Genomic DNA, 18584 nt, shown 5'->3' on the forward strand with positions numbered 1-18584 from the left:
CGATGCGAGAGATTACTGTTCACCTCCTTCGTCACGGCGCACCGATCCGCGAAGGGTTGATGCTTGGCCGCACCGACGAAGCGCCACTGCCTTCCGGGATCGATCGATGCTTCGCTCGGGCAGAAGGGCTGGACATCGCTGCCGTCGTTGCGTCGGATCTGGCCCGCGCGGCCCTTCCCGCCGCCCGTATCGCCGCCTCTATTGGGCTGGTGCCGAACTTCGACGCTCGTTGGCGCGAACTCGATTTCGGCCACTGGGATGGACAGACGCCGGAACGCCTGCCGCGCGAAGCCCTCGCCCGGTTCTGGCAAGACCCAGATCGTAACCCCCCGCCAGATGGTGAACGCTGGTCACACCTTCGCAGCCGGGTTGCAGCCGCGCTGGCCGAAATCGATCGACCGACGCTGGTCGTCGCGCATGGCGGCTCGATCCGGGCCGCGCTCTCACTCCTGCTTGGCCTCGATCACCGACAGGTGTGGGCTTTCGATCTGCCTTATGCCGCGTTGGTAAGCCTTCGCCTATGGCAGGGCAGCATCCCCACCGCGCAGGTCACGGGTTTGCAGACGTGAACGGCCCCCTTCTGGCGGTCCGCTTCCTGACCCGGTTGCCGTTGCCCCACTCCGTTCCGGACGAAGGTGATTTTGCGCGTGCATTTCCATGGTTTCCGCTTGCGGGATTGCCGGTTGGGCTTTGCCTTGTCGCAGCCTTCTTCGTCGGATCGATGGTAGATCCATGGGTCGCGGCGTGCGTGGGGCTGGCGTCATGGATATTTTTCACCGGCGCCCTTCATCTCGATGGTCTGGGCGACATCGCCGATGCGGCAGGGGCGAGCCATGCCGACAAGTCCCGCCTGTCACAGGTGCTGGCCGATCCGCATATCGGAAGTTTCGGTGTCGTCGCGATCGTCCAGCAATGCCTTGCCAAGCTTGTGCTGCTCCACGCTCTTGCCGCCCCTGGTGTTACCCTCTCGGCACCAGCCCTGATCCTTGTGCCGATGATCGCACGAACCGCACCACTCGGCTGGGCGCTTGCCCTGCCACCGCTTCACAAGGGACTTGGAACCTTGTTCGGGTCTGCGGTGCGCTGGCGAGACATTGCAGCGTGGGCGGCACTGCTGCTGTCGGCAAGCGTGCTTGTCGCGCCCGCGTTGCTGATCGCACCGGTCGTCGCTTGGGGCTGGGGTTTGTGGCTTAGGCGCAGGCTCGGCGGTATCTCGGGCGACGGCCACGGCGCGGGCATCGAACTCGTCGAAACTGCGCTCCTGCTCGCGCTGGTCCTGGCCCGATGACTTTCGCGCTTCTTCAGCACGGCGGTCGGGTTGATGCGGCCGCGCGCCGCTATGGCGGTTCACGCAGGGATTGGCTCGACCTTTCCACCGGGATCAATCCCCGGCCGTGGCCTGTTGCCAAAGCGGGGCATGTCGAATGGGCGAATCTACCCTCCCCCGAAACGCTGGTGGAGCTGGAGGCTGCGGCGGCCGCACACTTCGGATGTGCTCCGGAATTGTGCTGCGCCATGCCGGGAAGCGAAGCGGGCATGCGTCTGCTCGCGCGGTTGATCGGGCTTCCCGGCCGGGCCGTTCCGCCAACCTATCGCACCCATGTCGATGCCTTCGCCGAAAGTGCTCCCATTCTGTTCGGCGAAGATCCCGGTGCTGCGGCCACTGTGATGATCGCCAACCCGGCCAACCCGGATGGAACCTTGCGCGACGGCTCGGCTCTTCTGGCGTGGCACGACCGGATCGCGGCACGGGATGGCTGGCTCGTCGTCGATGAAGCCTTTGCCGATGCAACCCCTGCGCAAAGCGTCGCGGGCAACGTCGCTGCACGAGCCAACCTCGTCGTGCTGCGCTCTTTCGGGAAGTTCTTCGGGCTCGCCGGCCTGCGCCTCGGTTTCGCTATCGCGCCGCCGCTGCTGATCGCATCGCTGCGCAGAGCCATGGGGGATTGGCCGCTTCACGCCGCAGCGCTCAGGATCGCGTCGGCGGCATACCGGGACCAGAGCTGGATCGCGCAGGCACGCATCTATCTGGCGGCGCGGGCGGTTGCGCTCGATGCCATGCTGGACCGCCACGGGTTGATCGGAATGGGTGCCAGCCCGCTGTTCCGCTTAGTCGTCACGCCGGATGCGGCTGCGCTGTTTGAACGGCTTGCCCGCGCCCGCATCCTCGTCCGTCCCTTCGCCGACAAGCCGAACCACTTGCGCTTCGGCGTCCCCGCCGATGGCCTCGCGCTCGCGCGGCTCGACCGGGCACTGCGCGATGGCTGACCCGCTCGCCATCGCACTCGCCTTCGCCCTCGAAGCAGTGCTGGGCTGGCCACGATGGCTCTACCACCTCGTCGGGCATCCGGTGGGTCTCGCCGCGCGGCTCATCGCGGCCTGCGACATACGCTTCAACCGCGTCGGGCTGCCGCGCCGCACGCTTGGCATCGTGGCGCAGATCTTCCTGATCGGCGCGGCGGCTGGGCTTGGGCTGCTCCTTCAGGCGCTGCTGGATTCTCCTCTGCTGCTCGCTCTCGCCGCCTGGCCCACGCTCGCCGCCCGCAGCCTCGACGATCACCTCCGCCCGATCCTCGCCGCCCTGCGCGCCGGCGATCTCCCCGCCGCCTGTGCTGCGCTCGGCAGGATCGTCGGTCGCGATACGCATGAACTTGGCGAAGATGGCATTGCCCGCGCCGCCATCGAAAGCCTCGCAGAAAGCCTTTGTGATGGCGTCATCGCCCCCCTGTTCTGGCTCGCCGTTGGCGGGCTGCCGCTAGCGTTTGCGTACAAGGCTGCGAACACGGCCGACAGCATGGTTGGCCACATCGAGGAACCCTATCGCGCCTATGGCTGGGCCGCCGCGCGTTTCGACGATCTGGCCAACCTGATCCCTGCCCGCCTTTCCGCGCTGCTGATCGTCGTGGTGGCTGGCAAGGGCGCGAGAGTATTGTGCCGCGACCATGGGCAACACGCATCGCCCAATGCGGGATGGCCCGAAGCTGCCATGGCGGGAGCTCTTGGCGTTCGGCTTGCAGGACCGGCTCGCTATGACGGAGTGGTGTACGACAAGCCGTGGATCGGCGATGGCGTCGCGCCCGGCATGGCCGATCTTGCCCGTGCCATCTCGATTTACCGGCGCGCGTGGATCGCGCTTGCAATCATGACAGGGATAGGAGCGCTATGGTTTCGGTGATGCTGCAGGGAACCGGCTCAGACGTCGGCAAGTCCGTGCTGGTCGCAGGCTTGTGCCGTGCGCTTGCCAACCGCGGGCTTCGCGTCCTGCCATTCAAGCCGCAGAACATGTCCAACAACGCCGCTGTGACAATCGACGGCGGGGAAATCGGGCGCGCGCAGGCGTTGCAGGCGATGGCGTGCCGAGCGCAGGCCCATACCGACATGAATCCGGTTCTGCTGAAACCACAGGCGGACCGGACCGCGCAACTGGTGGTCCAAGGCAAGGTTCGCGGCACGCTTGGCAGCGCGAACTTCCTCGAAGGTCGGCGCCCGCTTCTGCCCGAGGTGCTGGAAAGCCATGCGCGCCTTTGCGCCCGTGCGGACATCGTGGTGGTCGAAGGAGCAGGAAGTCCGGCAGAGATCAACCTGCGCGCGGGCGACATTGCCAACATGGGCTTCGCGCGCGCGGCAAACGTTCCGGTAGTCCTGGTCGGCGACATCGACCGGGGTGGCGTCATCGCCGCGATCGCCGGCACACGGGCGGTGATCAATCCCGAGGATGCGGCGATGATCCGCGGCTTCATCATCAACAAGTTCCGCGGCGATCCGGCGCTGTTCGCCGATGGATATCAGGCCATTGAACGTCTGACCGACTGGCCAGGGCTGGGCGTCGTCCCGTGGCTACCGGCTGTTGCCCGGTTGCCGAGCGAAGACGCGGTGATCCTGGAAAGGGGACTTTCTGTAGCGAGCGGACGCTGTCTTGTTGCCTGTCCTATCCTTCCCCGGATCTCGAACTTCGATGATCTCGACCCCCTTAGACAGGAGCCTGATGTCGATGTCGCTATGGTGCCCCCGGGGATGCCAATCCCAAGGGAGGTGGACCTTATCGTCCTGCCCGGCTCAAAAGCGACTCTTGCCGATCTGGCCTTCCTGCGCGCCCAGGGCTGGGACATCGACGTAATCGCCCACCATCGTGCCGGAGGCGTCATCCTCGGGATCTGCGGGGGATACCAGATGCTCGGCCGCCGCATTGCCGACCCCACCGGTATCGAAGGTGAGAACGGGGCTGCCGAGGGCCTGGCTCTGCTCGACGTCGAAACGACGCTGACGTCCCGCAAAGCACTGATGCCGGTATCGGGGGCCGCAATGGGAGGCACATTCGACGGATACGAAATGCACATGGGCGTGACCGCGGGACCAGACTGCGACCGCCCGTTCGCCGTGCTGGATGACGGACGGCGGGATGGCGCCATGGCGGCCGACAGGCGCGTGTTCGGCACATATTGCCACGGCCTGCTTTCGGCGCCCGGCTTTCGCGGCCAGCTTCTGACGCTGCTCAAGGCCGGCAGTGACGGGGTCGATCACACCCATCGCATCGACACCGCGCTAGACGAGCTGGCCGACGCGCTGGAACGACACCTCGATATTCCTGCCTTGCTGAACATCGCAGGATATCGGCGATGAGCGAAGCAGTGCTTGTGGTTGGGGGCGTGCGGTCGGGCAAGAGCGCGCATGCGCAGACTTTGGCAGAGAAGCATCACGGGCCGCTTGCCTATGTCGCGACGGCGGAGGCCTTCGACGAAGAGATGGCGAACCGGATCGCCAGACATCAGGCAGATCGTGGTCCGCGATGGTGCACTTTCGAAGCTCCGCTCGAAATGCCTGCGACGCTTGAGAGCATCGGACCGGATTACGGTGCGATCCTTGTCGATTGCCTGACGCTATGGCTGTCGAACATCATGCTGGCCGAACGCAACGTTGCCATTGCCGGCGACGAACTTGTCCAGGCGATCACCCGGTGCCCGAGACCGGTGGTACTTGTCGCCAACGAAGTCGGCATGGGCATCGTACCCACCAACCCGCTCGCCCGAGCGTTTCGCGACGAGGCAGGCATGCTGAACCAGAAAATTGCCCGGCATTGCTGCTCGGTGGTGTTGACCGTCGCGGGCATTCCACTCCAGATCAAGTGAGCGCCAGTCCAGCGGGACACAACTCGATTATGCGTCGGCGACTTGTGCGATGGGTGACATAGACCGGAGTGCACGATGACCGAAATCACCATTTCCAAGGAAGACGACGGCCGTCACGGCCGGTACGTGGCGAAAGTGGCCGGCATTTCGGCCGAAGCCGAACTGACATTCACCCATCGCGGGCCCGGGCTCATTAGCGCCGACCACACCGGCGCGCCGGATGAGCTGCGCGGTACGGGAGCGGCCGCCGCGCTAGTCGAATTCCTGATCGACGACGCCCGCAGCAGCGGGTTTCGCATCATCCCGCTGTGCCCGTATGTACGGGCGCGGTACCTGAATCATCTCGAATGGCAGGAGGTAATGACCGTCGGCCCAGGCGAAGTCCCCTCCATTCAGAAAGGGCATGCATCGTGATCCACCTGATCGGCATTTCCGGAAGCCTGCGAAGTGCGTCTTTCAACACCGCCCTGCTGAGAACAGCGGCCGAGCTGATGCCGGCTGGCGCTACTCTTGACGTGCACACGCTGCATGGCGTTCCGCTGTATGATGCAGATTTCGAAGAGGCTGATGGCATCCCGGGACCGGTGGCGGCGCTGAAGGAGGCGATCGCAACCGCGGACGGGGTGATCCTGGGGACGCCCGAATACAACAATGGCATTCCCGGCGTGTTCAAGAACGCCATCGACTGGGCATCGCGTCCACCGGAGGATTCGGCGCGCGTATTCAAGGATCGCCCCTTCGCGATCATCGGCGCTTCTCCGGGAGGATTCGGGACGATTCTGTCGCAGAACCACTGGCTCCCGGTGCTGCGCACGCTGGGCGTCGATCTGTGGCGGGGAGGGCGGCTACTCGTCTCGCATGCCGGGAAGGTGATCGGTGAAGATGGCAAAGTCATCGATCAGGACACCCGAGACAAGATCGAGCGATTTATCGCCGGCTTTGTCAGCCATGTGGCGGATCGCGGGAGCGCTAAATCGACGTAATCAATTATTATATCCATCTTTAGTCGTTTCTCAGATCACGGGCGCCCCGTTACCTTCGCTGCAAATAGAGTGGAGAAGCGCGATGAACGAGACGACCGGACAAATGCGCGGGCAGTGCCCGTTCCATGCCGCAGATGGCGGCGTGCGTGCCTTGCTGGGGCGAACCAACAAGGACTGGTGGCCCGATGCCCTGCAGCTCGACATCCTGACGCAGAATGGCGCTTCCCCCGATCCGATGGGCACGGAATTCAAATACGCCGACGCGTTCAAGAAGCTGGACTATCAAGCTCTCAAGGCCGACCTTCGCGCGCTGATGACCGATTCACAAAGCTGGTGGCCGGCAGACTACGGGCACTATGGCCCGTTCTTCATCCGCATGGCTTGGCACTCGGCCGGCACTTACCGCACGGCCGACGGTCGCGGCGGCTCGGGAAGCGGGCAGCAGCGCTTTGCGCCACTCAATTCCTGGCCAGACAATGGCAACCTGGACAAGGCGCGCCGCTTGCTATGGCCGATCAAGCGCAAGTACGGCAAGAACATCAGCTGGGCCGACCTGTTCATCCTGGCCGGAAACGTGGCGATTGAATCGATGGGCGGCCCGGTCTTCGGGTTCGGCGGTGGGCGCCCCGACAGCTTCGAGCCGGAGCGCGACATCTACTGGGGTACCGAAGAAGCCTGGGTCGACACCGGTGCCCAGACCCGTATCCAGCCCGACAAGGGTTGGGAGCTAGAATCCCCCCTCGCCGCGATCCAGATGGGCCTGATCTATGTGAACCCGGAAGGACCCGGCGGCATCCCCAATCCGTTCCAATCGGCCCGCGACATGCGCGTCACGTTCGAGCGGATGGGCATGAACGACGAGGAAACCGTTGCCCTGACCGCTGGTGGTCATGCGTTTGGCAAGGCACACGGCGCGGTGCCGGCCGACCAGCTGAGCGGCGCGCCAGAATCCGAAGCTATGGAGCTGATGGGCTTTGGCTGGGCGACGGATGCCGACCAGATCGAAAAGGGACACATCACGACCTCCGGCATCGAGGGTGCGTGGACGCCGAACCCGACGCAATGGGGCGGCGACTACTTCCGCCTGCTGTTCAAGTACGAGTTCGAACTGGTTCGCAGCCCTGCCGGCGCGCATCAGTGGCAGCCGATCAACCCGGACCCGGAGGACATGGCCCCCGACGCCCGTGATCCATCCCGACGCGTGCCGACGATGATGACCACCGCGGACATGGCGCTGAAGATGGACCCGGAATATCGCAAGATCTCCGAGCGCTTTCGTGACGACCAGGCGGCACTCGATGATGCTTTCGCGCGCGCCTGGTTCAAGCTGTGCCATCGCGACATGGGGCCCAAGGCCCGATACCTCGGCCCTGAGGTTCCGGCTGAAGACCTGATCTGGCAGGATCCCGTGCCAGCAGGGACAACACCCTCTGAAGACGATGTCGCAGCGTTCAAGAGCGCAATCCTTGCAAGCGGCTTCCCGATCTCGGCCCTGGTCAAGGCGTCCTGGGCCTCGGCATCGACCTACCGCCGATCGGACCACCGCGGCGGTGCCAATGGTGCACGCATTCGCTTGGCGCCGCAGAAGGATTGGGCGGTTAACGATCCGCAGGAACTCGCAGGCGTCCTCTCCCGGATCGAAGAATTGCGCGGCAGCCTTTCGATGGCTGATGCGATTGTGCTCGCTGGGTCGGCAGCAGTCGAGAAGGCGGCACGCGACGCCGGGTTCGACGTTACGGTGCCGTTCACAGGCGGTCGCGGCGATGCGAGCGAGGCGCAGACCGATGCGGACAGCTTCGCCGTACTCGAACCGCGCGCCGATGCCTTCCGCAACTACCTCGCGACCAAGCAGACAGTAAAGACCGAGGAAATCATGCTCGATCGCGCGCATCTGCTGGGACTGTCGATCCCACAGATGGCCGTGCTCGTGGGTGGATTGCGGGTGCTCGGCGCCAATGCCGGCAACAGCCGCAAAGGCGTGCTGACCGACCGGCCCGGGCTGCTGACCAACGACTTCTTCGTCAACCTGCTCGACATGGGGACCAAGTGGAAGACGGTGGACGAAAGCGGGGACGAGGAATTCGTCGGCACAGATCGCGCAACGGGCGAGGAGCGCTGGCGGGCGACGCGGACCGACCTCGTCTTCGGATCGAATTCGCAGCTTCGCGCCGTGTCCGAAGTCTACGCGGAGATCGGGAACGAGCAGAAGTTCGTGGACGACTTCATCGCCGCCTGGGTGAAGGTGATGAATGCCGACAGGTTCGACATCGCCTGACCGTCTTCAAGAACTCCATGTAAAGGTGATGACCCCGGGGATCTCCTCCCCGGGGTCATTTGCGCTTGAGCCAGGCGACCATTCAAGCTCGGTTGTACCGATTTCAATTCGGGAGACGGGATAATTTGGGGCATTCAGCGCGGACATCTACCGTGACGCCACGGACCTGTTCCGGCGGGACGTTCATAAAGCGCACCGCGAACGAGCCCACGGGATCCTTGCGGCGAGAGATCGGCTCTTCAACACAGCGCTGCTGAAATGGCATTTCCGAGCCCGCGTCGAGCGTGATGACCACGCTGCCGCGATGTGCGTACCCAAGACGCGGGCCATCGGCCTGTCCCGAGACAAGGACGCCATCGCGATCAGATCGCGCCTTGACGTGATGAAGATGCAACGGATCGGCAGCGCCCGCCTCAAGCTTCACGGGGACGGCAACCTCGGGCGCGCAAGAGCATAGGGCCAGCGCCGCAAGCGCTGCAAAAGCGTGGAATCTGTTCATGGTCGGCCGGTGCGTCACTTTGGCTCTGCCTGCACATTGCCGCCCAACGCGGTGAACAGGGCGACCGAATCCGACAGCCGCATGGCGATGGCGCTGATCGCCTGGCTTCGCGCGGATTGGGCGGCTGCGTTCGCCACGTATACATCGAACGTTCCGCCGACACCGATTCTGAGGCGCCGCTGGGCATAGTCGAGGTTGCGGCTCGCGGCGTCGTCCGCGCGCTTGGCTGCATCCAGCGCATCGCCATCGGTGGCGAGCGCCGTCAACGCGTTCGATACGTCGGCGAACGACTGAAGCGCGGTGGCGCGGTAACTTGCCTTTGCCGCTTCCAGGGCCGCCTCGGCTGCCTTCTGCTGGTGCTTCAGAGCGCCGCCGTGAAACAGTGGGGCGGTCAACCCACCGAGCAGCGTCCAGAACGGATTGCCAACCCGGAACATGTCGGAGAAGGTCTGCGCGGTGCCGCCCGCTGTCGCGCTGAGCGAGAGGACGGGTAGCCGCGCGGCGATGGCTACCTTGACGTCGGCCCCTGCCCCTTCGAGCGTCGCTGCTGCCGCCGCAACATCGGGCCGCTGCGCCAGCAAATCGGATGGCAGGGCCAGCGGCAGACGATCCGGGAGGCGCAGATCGGCCAACGCGGGCAATGAGGGCAGGCTTGTACCCGGGTCCTCCCCAAGCAGTACCGACAGCACGGCAAGGTTCGTCCTGCGCACCCGTTCGAGCCCGGCGAGCGTGGTTTCGGCCGATGCGAGGGCAAGTTCCTGCGCCGCGACGTCGGCCTTACCGACGGCTCCGAGTGCTTCGCGCCGGCGGGTGAGGTCAAGCAGTTCGCGATTGCTGTTAAGCGCTGTCCTGGCCGCTTTTTCCTGCGCTTCGAGCATGGCGTTCTGGATCACGGCGAGGATTGTGTTCGCGACAATCATGTTGCGCTGTCCGGCGAGCCGCTCAGCCGCCACGCGTTCTGCAGCCTTCGCAGAGCGGACCCTTGCTGCGTTGCCGCCGAACAGATCAGGGGCATAGCTGACGCTGACTTGCGCGGTATGGAGCGAGAATATCGTCGGCGCCGGATCGTTCAACGGAGAGGAAAGCGTTCGCGAAAGGCGCTGGCGCACTACGTTGTAACCCAGATCGGCCTGAGGCAGGGCTCCGCCACGGGCTGCACGGGCAAGCTCGTGCGCCTGCGCCAGATTGGCCTTGGCAACAGCAATTTCGTTGTTGGCAAGGAGCGCGCGATCGACCAGCGTATCGAGCGCCACACTTCCGAAGGCGTGCCACCAAGACAGCGCTACCCGTTCCCCGGCCACGACTGTCTGCGCAGGTCCACTGGCAGGTGCAATCGGCTTGCTGAGCACGGCTTCGGACGCGTTCCCCACCAAGGTCGGTGGCATGGGAACATTGGTGCTGTCCCCTTTGGCGGCAAAGGCTGGGCTGGCGAGGCAAACCAACGCCAATGGCGTGAGGTAGGCGCGCATCAGACAGCCCCCTCGCCCAGCTCTGCACCGTCAGGCTCGTCCGAACGCCTTTCACCAGGGCTGCCACCGTGAAGCCGGCTCGAAAAGCGCGCGATCAGCAGGGGCAGGACCAGCAGGATAAGCACCGGCGAAAGCGTCATGCCACCAACAACCACCAAGGCGAGCGGCTTCTGCACCTGGCTGCCGATGCCCGTCGACAGTGCGGCCGGCAGCAGACCGATGGCTGCCACAAGGCACGTCATCACCACCGGGCGTAGCGAGTTCGTTGTCGCCGTCCGCAATGCATCTTCGCGCTCTGCGCCTTCGTCCATGGCCTGGTTGAAGTTGGTCACGACAAGGATGCCGTCCATGACCGAAATGCCGAACAGCGCGACAAAGCCGATCGCGGCAGAGATCGAGAACGCGGTGCCTGTGAGCAGAAGCCCGAGCACGCCCCCAACGATCGCCATTGGGATCACGCTGAACGAAAGCAGCGTGTCGCGCAGGTTGCCGAAGTTTGCGTAGAGCAGGCCCAGCATCAGCAGCAGGCTGATCGGCACGACGATTTCAAGACGATGGACCGCGTTCTCTAGGTTGGCGAGTTCGCCCGCCCATTCGAGCGTATAGCCGGGTGGCAAAGTCACATTGCGGGCGATGTTGCGCTGTGCTTCTGCCACGGCGCTGCCGAGATCGCGGTCGCGCACCGAGAACTTGATCGGGATATATCGCGATTGGTGCTCGCGATAGATGAATGATGCGCCGCTGGTCAGCGTCACGCTGGCGAGATCGGACAGCGGCACCTGGATCGTGCTGCCATCGCTTGCGGTGGCACCGACCGTGATGCGCTTGACCGCTTCCAGACTGTCACGCTGGTCCGATTTCAGGCGAACCATGATCGGGAAGTGGCGGTCGGTGTGCGTTTCGTAAAGATCCCCCGGGCTGGCACCGCCGATCGCGGCTTGCACCGTCTGGTTCACGTCATCGACCGTCAGGCCATAGCGCGCGGCCTTGATCCGGTCGACGTCGACCCGGACGGTCGGCTGCCCCAGCGACTGGAAGATGCCAAGGTCGACGATGCCGTGCACCTTGGCCATCTGGTTACGGATCTGGCCCGCCAGGTTCTCCAATGTCGCGAGGTCGGGGCCGAACAGCTTGACCGAGTTCGCGCCCTTTACCCCGGAGGCCGCCTCCTCGACGTTGTCCTCGATGATCTGGGAGAAGGAGAAGTCCACGCCGGGATACTTGTCGGCCAGCTTGTGCGACATGTCCGCCACGAGCTTTTCCTTGTCCATGCCGGAAGGCCATTCGTCGAAGGGCTTGAGCGGGACGAAGTATTCGACGTTGAAGAAGCCGGTGGCATCGGTGCCATCATCCGGACGACCATGGGCGGATAGTACCGCCAGGACTTCGGGATTGCGCATGATGTCGCGGCGGATGGCCCGCGCCATCGGCTCGCCGGCCTCCAGCGAGATCGATGCCGGCAGTGAAGCGCGGATGTAGAGGTTCCCTTCCTCGAGATGGGGAAGGAATTCGACACCGAGCGAGCGCACTCCAATGAGCGCCCCCACCACCAGCACCACTCCGCCGCCGATCGCAAGCACCTGGTTGCGCCAGGCGAAACTTGCCGCGGGTTCGTAGATCCGGCGCAGACGGCTTACGATCCACGTTTCGACTTCGCTTAACCGGTCGGGCAGGAGCATCGTTGCCAGCACCGGAGCAACGGTGAATGTCGCGATCAGGCCGCCGAGGATGGCGTAAGCATATGTCTTGGCCATCGGGCCGAAGATGTGCCCTTCTACGCCGGTGAGTGTGAACAGCGGCAGGAAGCTCGCAATAATGATCGCCGCTGCAAAGAAGATACCGCGGCTGACCTCGATCGAAGCGGCGAGCACAGCGGATATGCGGCTGGCGAAGGTGAAGTGTGCGCCTTCGCCTTCATGGTTTGTCACGTGATGCGATCGCTCGGCCATGTGGCGGAATATGTTTTCGACCATGATCACCGTGGCATCCACGACGAGGCCGAAATCGAGCGCGCCCACCGACAGCAGATTGGCCGATTCCCCCTGCAGCGTGAGGATCAGCACTGCGAACGCGAGAGCAAAGGGGATTGTCGCTGCCACGATCAGCGCGCTCCTGAGATTGCCCAGAAAAGCCCACTGCAGGAAGAAGATGAGCAGCACGCCGGCGACCAGGTTCTCCATGACCGTGTGGGTGGTCACGCCGATCAGGTCGGAGCGATCATAGATGCGCTCGAGGCTGACGCCCGGCGGCAGAATGCCGCTTGAATTGATATGATCGATCTCGGCCTTGACCGCCTTGATCGTCGGCATGGACTCCGCGCCACGGCGCATAAGGACAATGCCCTGGACAATATCGTCCTGATCGTTCAGCCCGGCTATGCCGTTGCGCGGCAGGTTGCCGATCTTGATCGCGGCCACGTCGCGTACCAGCACCGGTACGTCGCCATCACGGCTCACCAGCGTCGAGCCGATCTGGTCAGGTGACTGGATCAGGCCGATCCCCCTGACGATCGCGCTCTGCGCGCCGAAGTTGATCGTTTGCCCGCCGACGTTGGCGTTCGCGCGCGAGAGGGCCGAAATGACCTGGCCGACCGTGGTGTGATGCGCGGCGAGCTTGTCCCGATCGACAACCACGTCATAGCTGCGCAGCTTGCCGCCCCATCCCGTCACGTCGATCACGCCGGGGATCGCCTTGAAGCGGCGCTGCAGCACCCAGTCCTGCAACGTCTTGAGATCCTCTACCGAATATCCCGGCGGCGCCTTGATCTGGTAGCGATAGATCTCGCCCACGGGGCTCGTCGGCGAGATGGCCGGGACGACACCACCAGGCAAAGGTGGCAGCTGCGACAGGCGGTTGATGACCTGCTGCTGTGCCTGATCGTAATTGAAGTCGTACGTGAACTGGATCTTCACGTCGGATAGCCCGAACAGCGAGATCGCCCGGATCGCCGTCATGTGCGGCAGGCCGGCCATCTGCACCTCGATCGGCACGGTCACGCCGCGCTCCATCTCCTCGGCAGACAGGCCCGAGCTCTGGGTCACGATCTCCACCATCGGCGGGACCGGGTCGGGATAGGCTTCGATGTTGAGGTTGTAGAAGGCTATGCCGCCCGCAAGCACCATCGCGACAAAGAAGCCGACGATGGTAAGGCGCTGGCGAAGCGCGAGCCGGACGAGCCCGATCATCCGTGCAGCCCCGCCTCGTTGACGAACAGCGCGCCGCTCGTGACGATCCTTTCGCCTGGTCTCAAGCCTGAAATGATGGTGACGACGCCATCGTGGCTGGGTCCAGTGATCACCGGCCGCGCCACAACCCTGCCGTTGCCGAGATAGACCCACACGCGCGCGGAATCGCCTTCATGGATAACCGCAACGTCGGGTACCGAAGCGCCGCCCGCCGGTTGCTGGCCCGAGACTTTCAAACCCGGCGACTTGATCACGAAGTCGGCAAACATCTGCGGCTTGAGCAGACCTTGCGGATTGGGGATGGTGGCGCGCACCGTAAGGCGATGAGACACCGGATCGATCTGGGCCGCCACATTGTCCACCACTGCGTCGAACGTCTGGCCGGGCAGCGCGGTCGTGCGAACTTCCACGCGATCGCCAGCATGGATCCGTGCCGCGCTGGTTTCGGGCACCTGCGCCACCAGCCAGACGCGGGACAGGTCCGCGATGACGAAGGCCGGTTGGGTCCCTCCGCTCGTGACATATTGTCCATCGGCAACGGACCGGGTGACCACGACACCCCCGATCGGCGCCCGCAGGTTGGTGTCGGCGTGAAGCCCGCCGATGTCGCTTGCCCGGCCCAACCTTGATATCTCGCCCGGAGTCTTGCCGAACACGACCAGCTTGTCTCTGGCGGCGGCGGCCGCGGAATCGGCAATGCGCAAGGCAGCCTGCGCGTTGGCGAGATCGCTGCGGGCCTGCTGCAGATCCTTGAGCGCGCCGCCCGCTTCCCGATAGACTTCCTCGGCGCGACGGGCATTGTCCGCTGCCGTCCGCGCTTGCGCTGCTGCCCCGGCGCGCTGTGCTTCAGCCGCGAACAGCGCATTGCGCGCATCGACGATATCGCTCGTCCTGATCCGCAAGAGCACGGCGCCGGGCGCTACCCGGTCCCCGTTCTGGACCATGACCTTCAGCACTTGCCCCGAATACGGCAGGAACACGGGCGTGCTGCGCGTTTCGTCTGCGGCGATCTGGCCGCTGGCACCGGTGCGCTCTACGCCGTCGTCCGCGCGCGCCGTTGCGATCGTCACGCTCGCCATCTGCTGGCGCGTCAGTTGAACTTCGCCCTGCGGCAGCGAGGCGACCGGAACAGGCTTCGGACGAACGAGCGCCCGAATGCCGGCGAACGCCGCGAACATGGCGGCCACAGCCGCGACTGCCAGCGCGAGTAACCGCAGCTGCTGCTTCCGGCTCAGTTCCGGGACGGTATTGAGGAAGTTCATCGGAAAGCCATGAATTTGGTGGGGGTCCGCCCGCCAAGCCCGCTAGCCATCGCCGCTTACAGTCCGCTTACGTGTCGACGCCCGGAAGCCGCCCTTCTTCGACCCCAGCCAAAATTTAATGTTCCGGCAAAGCCTCTGGCATTTCGCCGATCCGATAGGACTTGCGTGCTTCTTCCCCGCACCAGCTTACCAGGGATGGCTTTCACGCATGCGCATGTTGGTTGTTGAAGAGACGAGGATGCTGGCCAGCGCCATGGCCTGCGCACTGGCTCGTGCCGACCTGACGCCGGAATCGGCGCGGACCGTCGCCGAGGCGGAAGAACTGTTGTCGAGCTATGCTTTCGACGCCGTGGTTCTCGATCTTGACGAACCGCGCGAGGAAGACGGCATCGCCCTTCTTCGCAAGCTGCGCAAGGCCGGCAACAAGACGCCGATGGTGGTGCTGAGCGATCGCGTAGATCCCTACGCCCGCGTCGAAGGACTGAAGGCTGGAGCCGATGACTATCTCAGCAAGCCCTTCCTGTTCGACGAGCTTGTGGCCCGGATCGAAGCGGTCATGCGCCGCGTCGACGATCGCCTCGGTCCGTGCATCAGCGCAGGCAATGTCTCCTACGACCTGGATAGCGGCATCGCGACCGTGGACGGCGGCGTCCTCGCGCTATCGCCCCGCGAGCGCAAGCTGCTGGAATTGCTGTTGCGTCGTAAGGAACGGGTGGTTCCGATAGGCACGATCCAGGACCATCTTTGCGGGCTGAATGATCTCATCAGCACCAATGCGCTCGAAGTATGCGTTCACCGTCTGCGCAAGAAATTGGCAAACAAGGGTTGCGGCCTGACCATCGAGAACGTGCGCGGACTGGGATACAAGATTGCGTCTGCCGCGAGCGTTCTTGCGTGAGCCGTGACGGCGCCAGCGAATGAACGCGATTTAATCTGCCGGCTACGCCGTTGGCAGTCAATCTTTGCGAGTGGTGACGACGGTGCCCGAGAAGGCACCCGGCCAAGGGGAGTTGGCCGATCCGACGCCGGCAGGGATTCCTGCCGGGCAAGCCAATGCTGATCCGAGCAGGGGGAGTAGCAAGGAGTGAACGCGATCGCGCAGAAGTCCATCAGCGCCGGGATCGACCCGGCGCGCAGCTGGGCATGCCTGGCGGAAACCAAAGACCCGCCAAGTCCGGAACGCTGTCGCTGGACGGTGGTCCTGCCTTTTCACAACGAACGCGGCTATCTTCCGATCAGCCTGCACAGTCTGGCGCAGCAGGATCGCCCCTTTCGCCTCATCTTGGTGGACAATGCATCAACCGACGGCGGCGGAACTGAGGCACTCGATCTCGCGCGCAGGCTGGGGCTCGACGTCACGTTCGCGAACGAGATGCAACCGGGCAAGGTCGCCGCTCTCGCCCGCGGCATGACCTTCGTCTGCACAGACTTCGTCGCCACCTGCGATGCCGACACCGTCTACCCACGCGATTATCTCTCGCGGGCTGAGGCGCTGCTCGACCAGCCCGGGGTGGCCGCCGCGGTTGCGGCAACGTCTGAGCCCGGCGCCTCCGCGCTGACCAGGCGCGTAGCCGGACTGCGCATGGCACTCATGGCGCGGCTTCTGCCGCAGCAATGTCTCAACGGAGGCGCCGGACAGGTCTTTCGCAGCTCTATGCTTGAGCGGGCAGGAGGATTCGACCCGGCGGTCTGGAACTGGGTCCTGGAAGATCACGAGGTCATGGCCAGGATCGAGCACCAGGGACGGATAGCCTACGATGCAGGCTTCGAATGCGCACCGATCTCGCGCCCGCGTACGATCAGCAGCACGGGCTGGAATCTTCCCGAACGCCTGCGCTATCACCTGACCACGCAGCACAGTCGCCTTGCCTTTTTCCACGAATACCTGGCCGTGCGCCTTCGAGATCGCAAGCTGACCAGCGAGCGCCTTCGCCGCGATGGAATGAACCAGACCAGAGGGTCGAGCGAAATTGCCCAGCTACACCCTTTGCGCGGATGACTTCGCCCTCTCGCGCGGGATCAGCGAAACCATCGCCGATCTCGCCGAACGGCGCTGCATCAATGCTGTGAGTTGCATGGCAAGCCTGCCCGGATGGACGGAAGACGCGGCCCTGATTGCCCCGCTTGCAGTCCCGGAATCCGGCGTGCAGATCGGCCTGCACCTCGTCCTGTCGGACGAACTCCCCCTCACCCGCCTGTCGCTGCAGGACAGCCGGGGAAGGCTGCCCTCGCCCGACCGGATGATGGCGCTCTCCTATCTTGGCAAGCTCGACGCCATCGAACTCGCCGATGAAATCGACGCTCAGATCGTTGCGTTCATCGAGAGGATCGGGCGTCCTCCCGACTTCGTCGATGCGCACCAGCACGTTCATGTCCATCCCGGCGTGCGCGCACTGGTAATTGCGGCAACACGGCGACACGCGCCGCACGCATGGATCCGCAATCCCGCCGATGCCCTGCGTTCGATGGCGCAACGCCCCTTTGCCGGCAAGGCACTTGGTTCCGCGTTTCACGCGCTTGGCCTGCGTCGCCAGATCGCGAGGGCCGGCCTCTCCACGAATGTTGGATTTGGCGGACATTACGACTTCCGCGGTGGCTACGAACAGCTTTTGCCCCGGTTCTTTGCCGCATCCGGTCCGCGTCATCTGGTGATGTGTCATCCCGGTGCTGGACATCTTGCCGGCGACGCGATCGCAGACGCGCGCATCGCGGAGGCGGCTGTTTTGCGGAGACAGCCGCTGCAGGCAAGGCTGCAGTCTTGGGGTATTGATCACACGCCCTGACGTGTTGACGGCGTCAGACTGTCGGTGGCTCCGGCGCCCTTCTGCGGACCTGAGCCCACATTGCCGAAACCCCCAAAGCAAGCCCGACCAGCAGGTGCGCGCAAACCGTGATCGTGGCGAGCATGGCGATGACACCCACCACCGGCACGTCGTGACCCAGCAGCGCGGCGGCGCATCCGGCGAAGACCACGTCTGCATTCGCGACGAATGGCAGACGTGCCAGCAGAAGGCGCAACCCCATCAGCACGGTCCACACTCCCCACGAAACAGCTGGCAGGCAAAAATGCCAGAGCAAGATCGTGGCAACGGTGGCCAAGACGAAGCGGCAAACGTGAACCTGCGTGGCGAAGCGCAGGTCGGATGCCGGGAGGCTGAATATCCGGCGGCTGAACCAAAGCGACGCGCAAGTCACCAGCAGAAGGACCGCTGCCGATCCGCCGATGGCAATTGGATCGATGCGATCTATGCCGACACGATCCGCAACCGGCAGGGCGGCAACCAGCGCCAGCAGCGTGGCAGCATTTCCGACGAGTGCGGACAGGATGCCGACATCCTTGATCGCCCGCGACGGTGCCACGGCTAGCGGCAGGTTACGCCGGATCCAGCTGTAGAAATAGACCTCGCCCGAATACCCGAGAAGAACCTCGTTGGCGACGAGCTTGCGCAGCAAGGGCTCGAAGCCTGAGATATCAAGTCCGAACAGCCGTCGAAAAATGAGCCAGTCGCCAACCGGCAGCGCCAGATACCCAATCCCGAAAACGCACCAGAACATCGTGCCATGGGGCACAAGCGCGCTGGCTTGCACGAAGTCGATCTCGCTGACAGCGATAAAGGCCGCAACCAGCACGCCGATCGATATGACGGGGCCGGCGATCCGCACCAGGACCCGAGCGAAGGTCTCCTTTACCCATTCACCAGCGCTGACGATCCGTCTACGCCCCCCGGAATTGTCGACCGATGCCAACCAGCTACTCCAGATGCCCCATTTCGCCTGTGGCCTTA

17 protein-coding genes are annotated in these 18584 nt (G+C 64.2%); 12 read left to right on the forward strand and 5 right to left on the reverse strand.

Translation table 11 applies throughout. From position 1 onward, the window contains the following. Nucleotides 1-2: 2 nt before the first annotated feature. From HHL27_RS18165 to katG, 9 genes are all read left to right on the forward strand, one after another. Nucleotides 3-569, forward strand: coding sequence for a histidine phosphatase family protein (locus HHL27_RS18165; RefSeq protein WP_169494810.1), 567 nt, complete (start codon nt 3-5; stop codon nt 567-569). Continuing rightward, a complete protein-coding gene (cobS, locus tag HHL27_RS18170; protein ID WP_169494811.1) occupies nt 566-1288 on the forward strand; it encodes an adenosylcobinamide-GDP ribazoletransferase in 723 nt (240 codons plus the stop codon). The genes HHL27_RS18165 and cobS overlap by 4 nt, the downstream gene beginning before the upstream one ends. Beyond that, nucleotides 1285-2268: a threonine-phosphate decarboxylase CobD gene (gene cobD / locus HHL27_RS18175; protein ID WP_169494812.1), complete on the forward strand. Its 984-nt coding sequence runs from the start codon at nt 1285-1287 to the stop codon at nt 2266-2268. Before cobS ends, cobD begins: the two co-directional genes overlap by 4 nt. Further along, a complete protein-coding gene (cbiB, locus tag HHL27_RS18180) occupies nt 2261-3175 on the forward strand; it encodes an adenosylcobinamide-phosphate synthase CbiB (protein ID WP_169494813.1) in 915 nt (304 codons plus the stop codon). The genes cobD and cbiB overlap by 8 nt, the downstream gene beginning before the upstream one ends. Further along, nucleotides 3163-4620: a cobyric acid synthase gene (locus HHL27_RS18185; RefSeq protein ID WP_169494814.1), complete on the forward strand. Its 1458-nt coding sequence runs from the start codon at nt 3163-3165 to the stop codon at nt 4618-4620. The genes cbiB and HHL27_RS18185 overlap by 13 nt, the downstream gene beginning before the upstream one ends. Continuing rightward, on the forward strand, nt 4617-5126 hold the full coding sequence (gene cobU, locus HHL27_RS18190; RefSeq protein WP_169494815.1) for a bifunctional adenosylcobinamide kinase/adenosylcobinamide-phosphate guanylyltransferase: 510 nt from the start codon (nt 4617-4619) through the stop codon (nt 5124-5126). The genes HHL27_RS18185 and cobU overlap by 4 nt, the downstream gene beginning before the upstream one ends. Before the next feature lie 75 nt (nt 5127-5201). Next, entirely contained in the window at nt 5202-5540 is a 339-nt protein-coding gene (locus HHL27_RS18195; RefSeq protein ID WP_169494816.1) for a GNAT family N-acetyltransferase, read from the forward strand. Beyond that, a complete protein-coding gene (locus tag HHL27_RS18200; protein ID WP_169494817.1) occupies nt 5537-6109 on the forward strand; it encodes an NAD(P)H-dependent oxidoreductase in 573 nt (190 codons plus the stop codon). Before HHL27_RS18195 ends, HHL27_RS18200 begins: the two co-directional genes overlap by 4 nt. Before the next feature lie 82 nt (nt 6110-6191). Beyond that, on the forward strand, nt 6192-8384 hold the full coding sequence (katG, locus tag HHL27_RS18205) for a catalase/peroxidase HPI (protein WP_169494818.1): 2193 nt from the start codon (nt 6192-6194) through the stop codon (nt 8382-8384). Nucleotides 8385-8487: 103 nt separating this feature from the next. Here the strand turns inward: katG and HHL27_RS18210 are convergent, their stop codons facing one another. From HHL27_RS18210 to HHL27_RS18225, 4 genes are all read right to left on the reverse strand, one after another. Then, the gene (locus tag HHL27_RS18210) at nt 8488-8808 is read right to left on the reverse strand and encodes a hypothetical protein (RefSeq protein ID WP_169494819.1); all 321 of its coding nucleotides are present in this window, start codon (nt 8806-8808) and stop codon (nt 8488-8490) included. Between the two features lie 89 nt (nt 8809-8897). Then, entirely contained in the window at nt 8898-10352 is a 1455-nt protein-coding gene (locus HHL27_RS18215) for an efflux transporter outer membrane subunit (protein ID WP_169494820.1), read from the reverse strand. Continuing rightward, on the reverse strand, nt 10352-13537 hold the full coding sequence (locus HHL27_RS18220) for an efflux RND transporter permease subunit (RefSeq protein ID WP_169494821.1): 3186 nt from the start codon (nt 13535-13537) through the stop codon (nt 10352-10354). Before HHL27_RS18220 ends, HHL27_RS18215 begins: the two co-directional genes overlap by 1 nt. Then, nucleotides 13534-14799, reverse strand: a complete 1266-nt coding sequence (locus HHL27_RS18225) for an efflux RND transporter periplasmic adaptor subunit (protein WP_169494822.1) — start codon at nt 14797-14799, stop codon at nt 13534-13536. Before HHL27_RS18225 ends, HHL27_RS18220 begins: the two co-directional genes overlap by 4 nt. A 208-nt stretch (nt 14800-15007) precedes the next feature. On the opposite strand from HHL27_RS18225, the gene HHL27_RS18230 reads away from it, so the two are divergent. The 3 genes from HHL27_RS18230 to HHL27_RS18240 all read left to right on the forward strand — a co-directional run bounded on the left by HHL27_RS18230 (nt 15008) and on the right by HHL27_RS18240 (nt 17582). Continuing rightward, a complete protein-coding gene (locus tag HHL27_RS18230) occupies nt 15008-15697 on the forward strand; it encodes a response regulator transcription factor (RefSeq protein WP_206069695.1) in 690 nt (229 codons plus the stop codon). A gap of 186 nt (nt 15698-15883) precedes the next feature. Next, nucleotides 15884-16798, forward strand: a complete 915-nt coding sequence (locus tag HHL27_RS18235) for a glycosyltransferase family 2 protein (RefSeq protein ID WP_338114944.1) — start codon at nt 15884-15886, stop codon at nt 16796-16798. Continuing rightward, nucleotides 16770-17582, forward strand: coding sequence for a ChbG/HpnK family deacetylase (locus HHL27_RS18240; RefSeq protein ID WP_169494824.1), 813 nt, complete (start codon nt 16770-16772; stop codon nt 17580-17582). The genes HHL27_RS18235 and HHL27_RS18240 overlap by 29 nt, the downstream gene beginning before the upstream one ends. Nucleotides 17583-17595: 13 nt before the next feature. On the opposite strand, the gene HHL27_RS18245 is transcribed toward HHL27_RS18240, so the two are convergent. Then, on the reverse strand, nt 17596-18546 hold the full coding sequence (locus HHL27_RS18245; protein WP_169494825.1) for a hypothetical protein: 951 nt from the start codon (nt 18544-18546) through the stop codon (nt 17596-17598). Nucleotides 18547-18584: the final 38 nt, after the last annotated feature.

Origin of the sequence: Novosphingobium olei, from assembly GCF_012927405.1 — a bacterium.
Classification (GTDB): Bacteria; Pseudomonadota; Alphaproteobacteria; order Sphingomonadales; family Sphingomonadaceae; genus Novosphingobium; species Novosphingobium olei.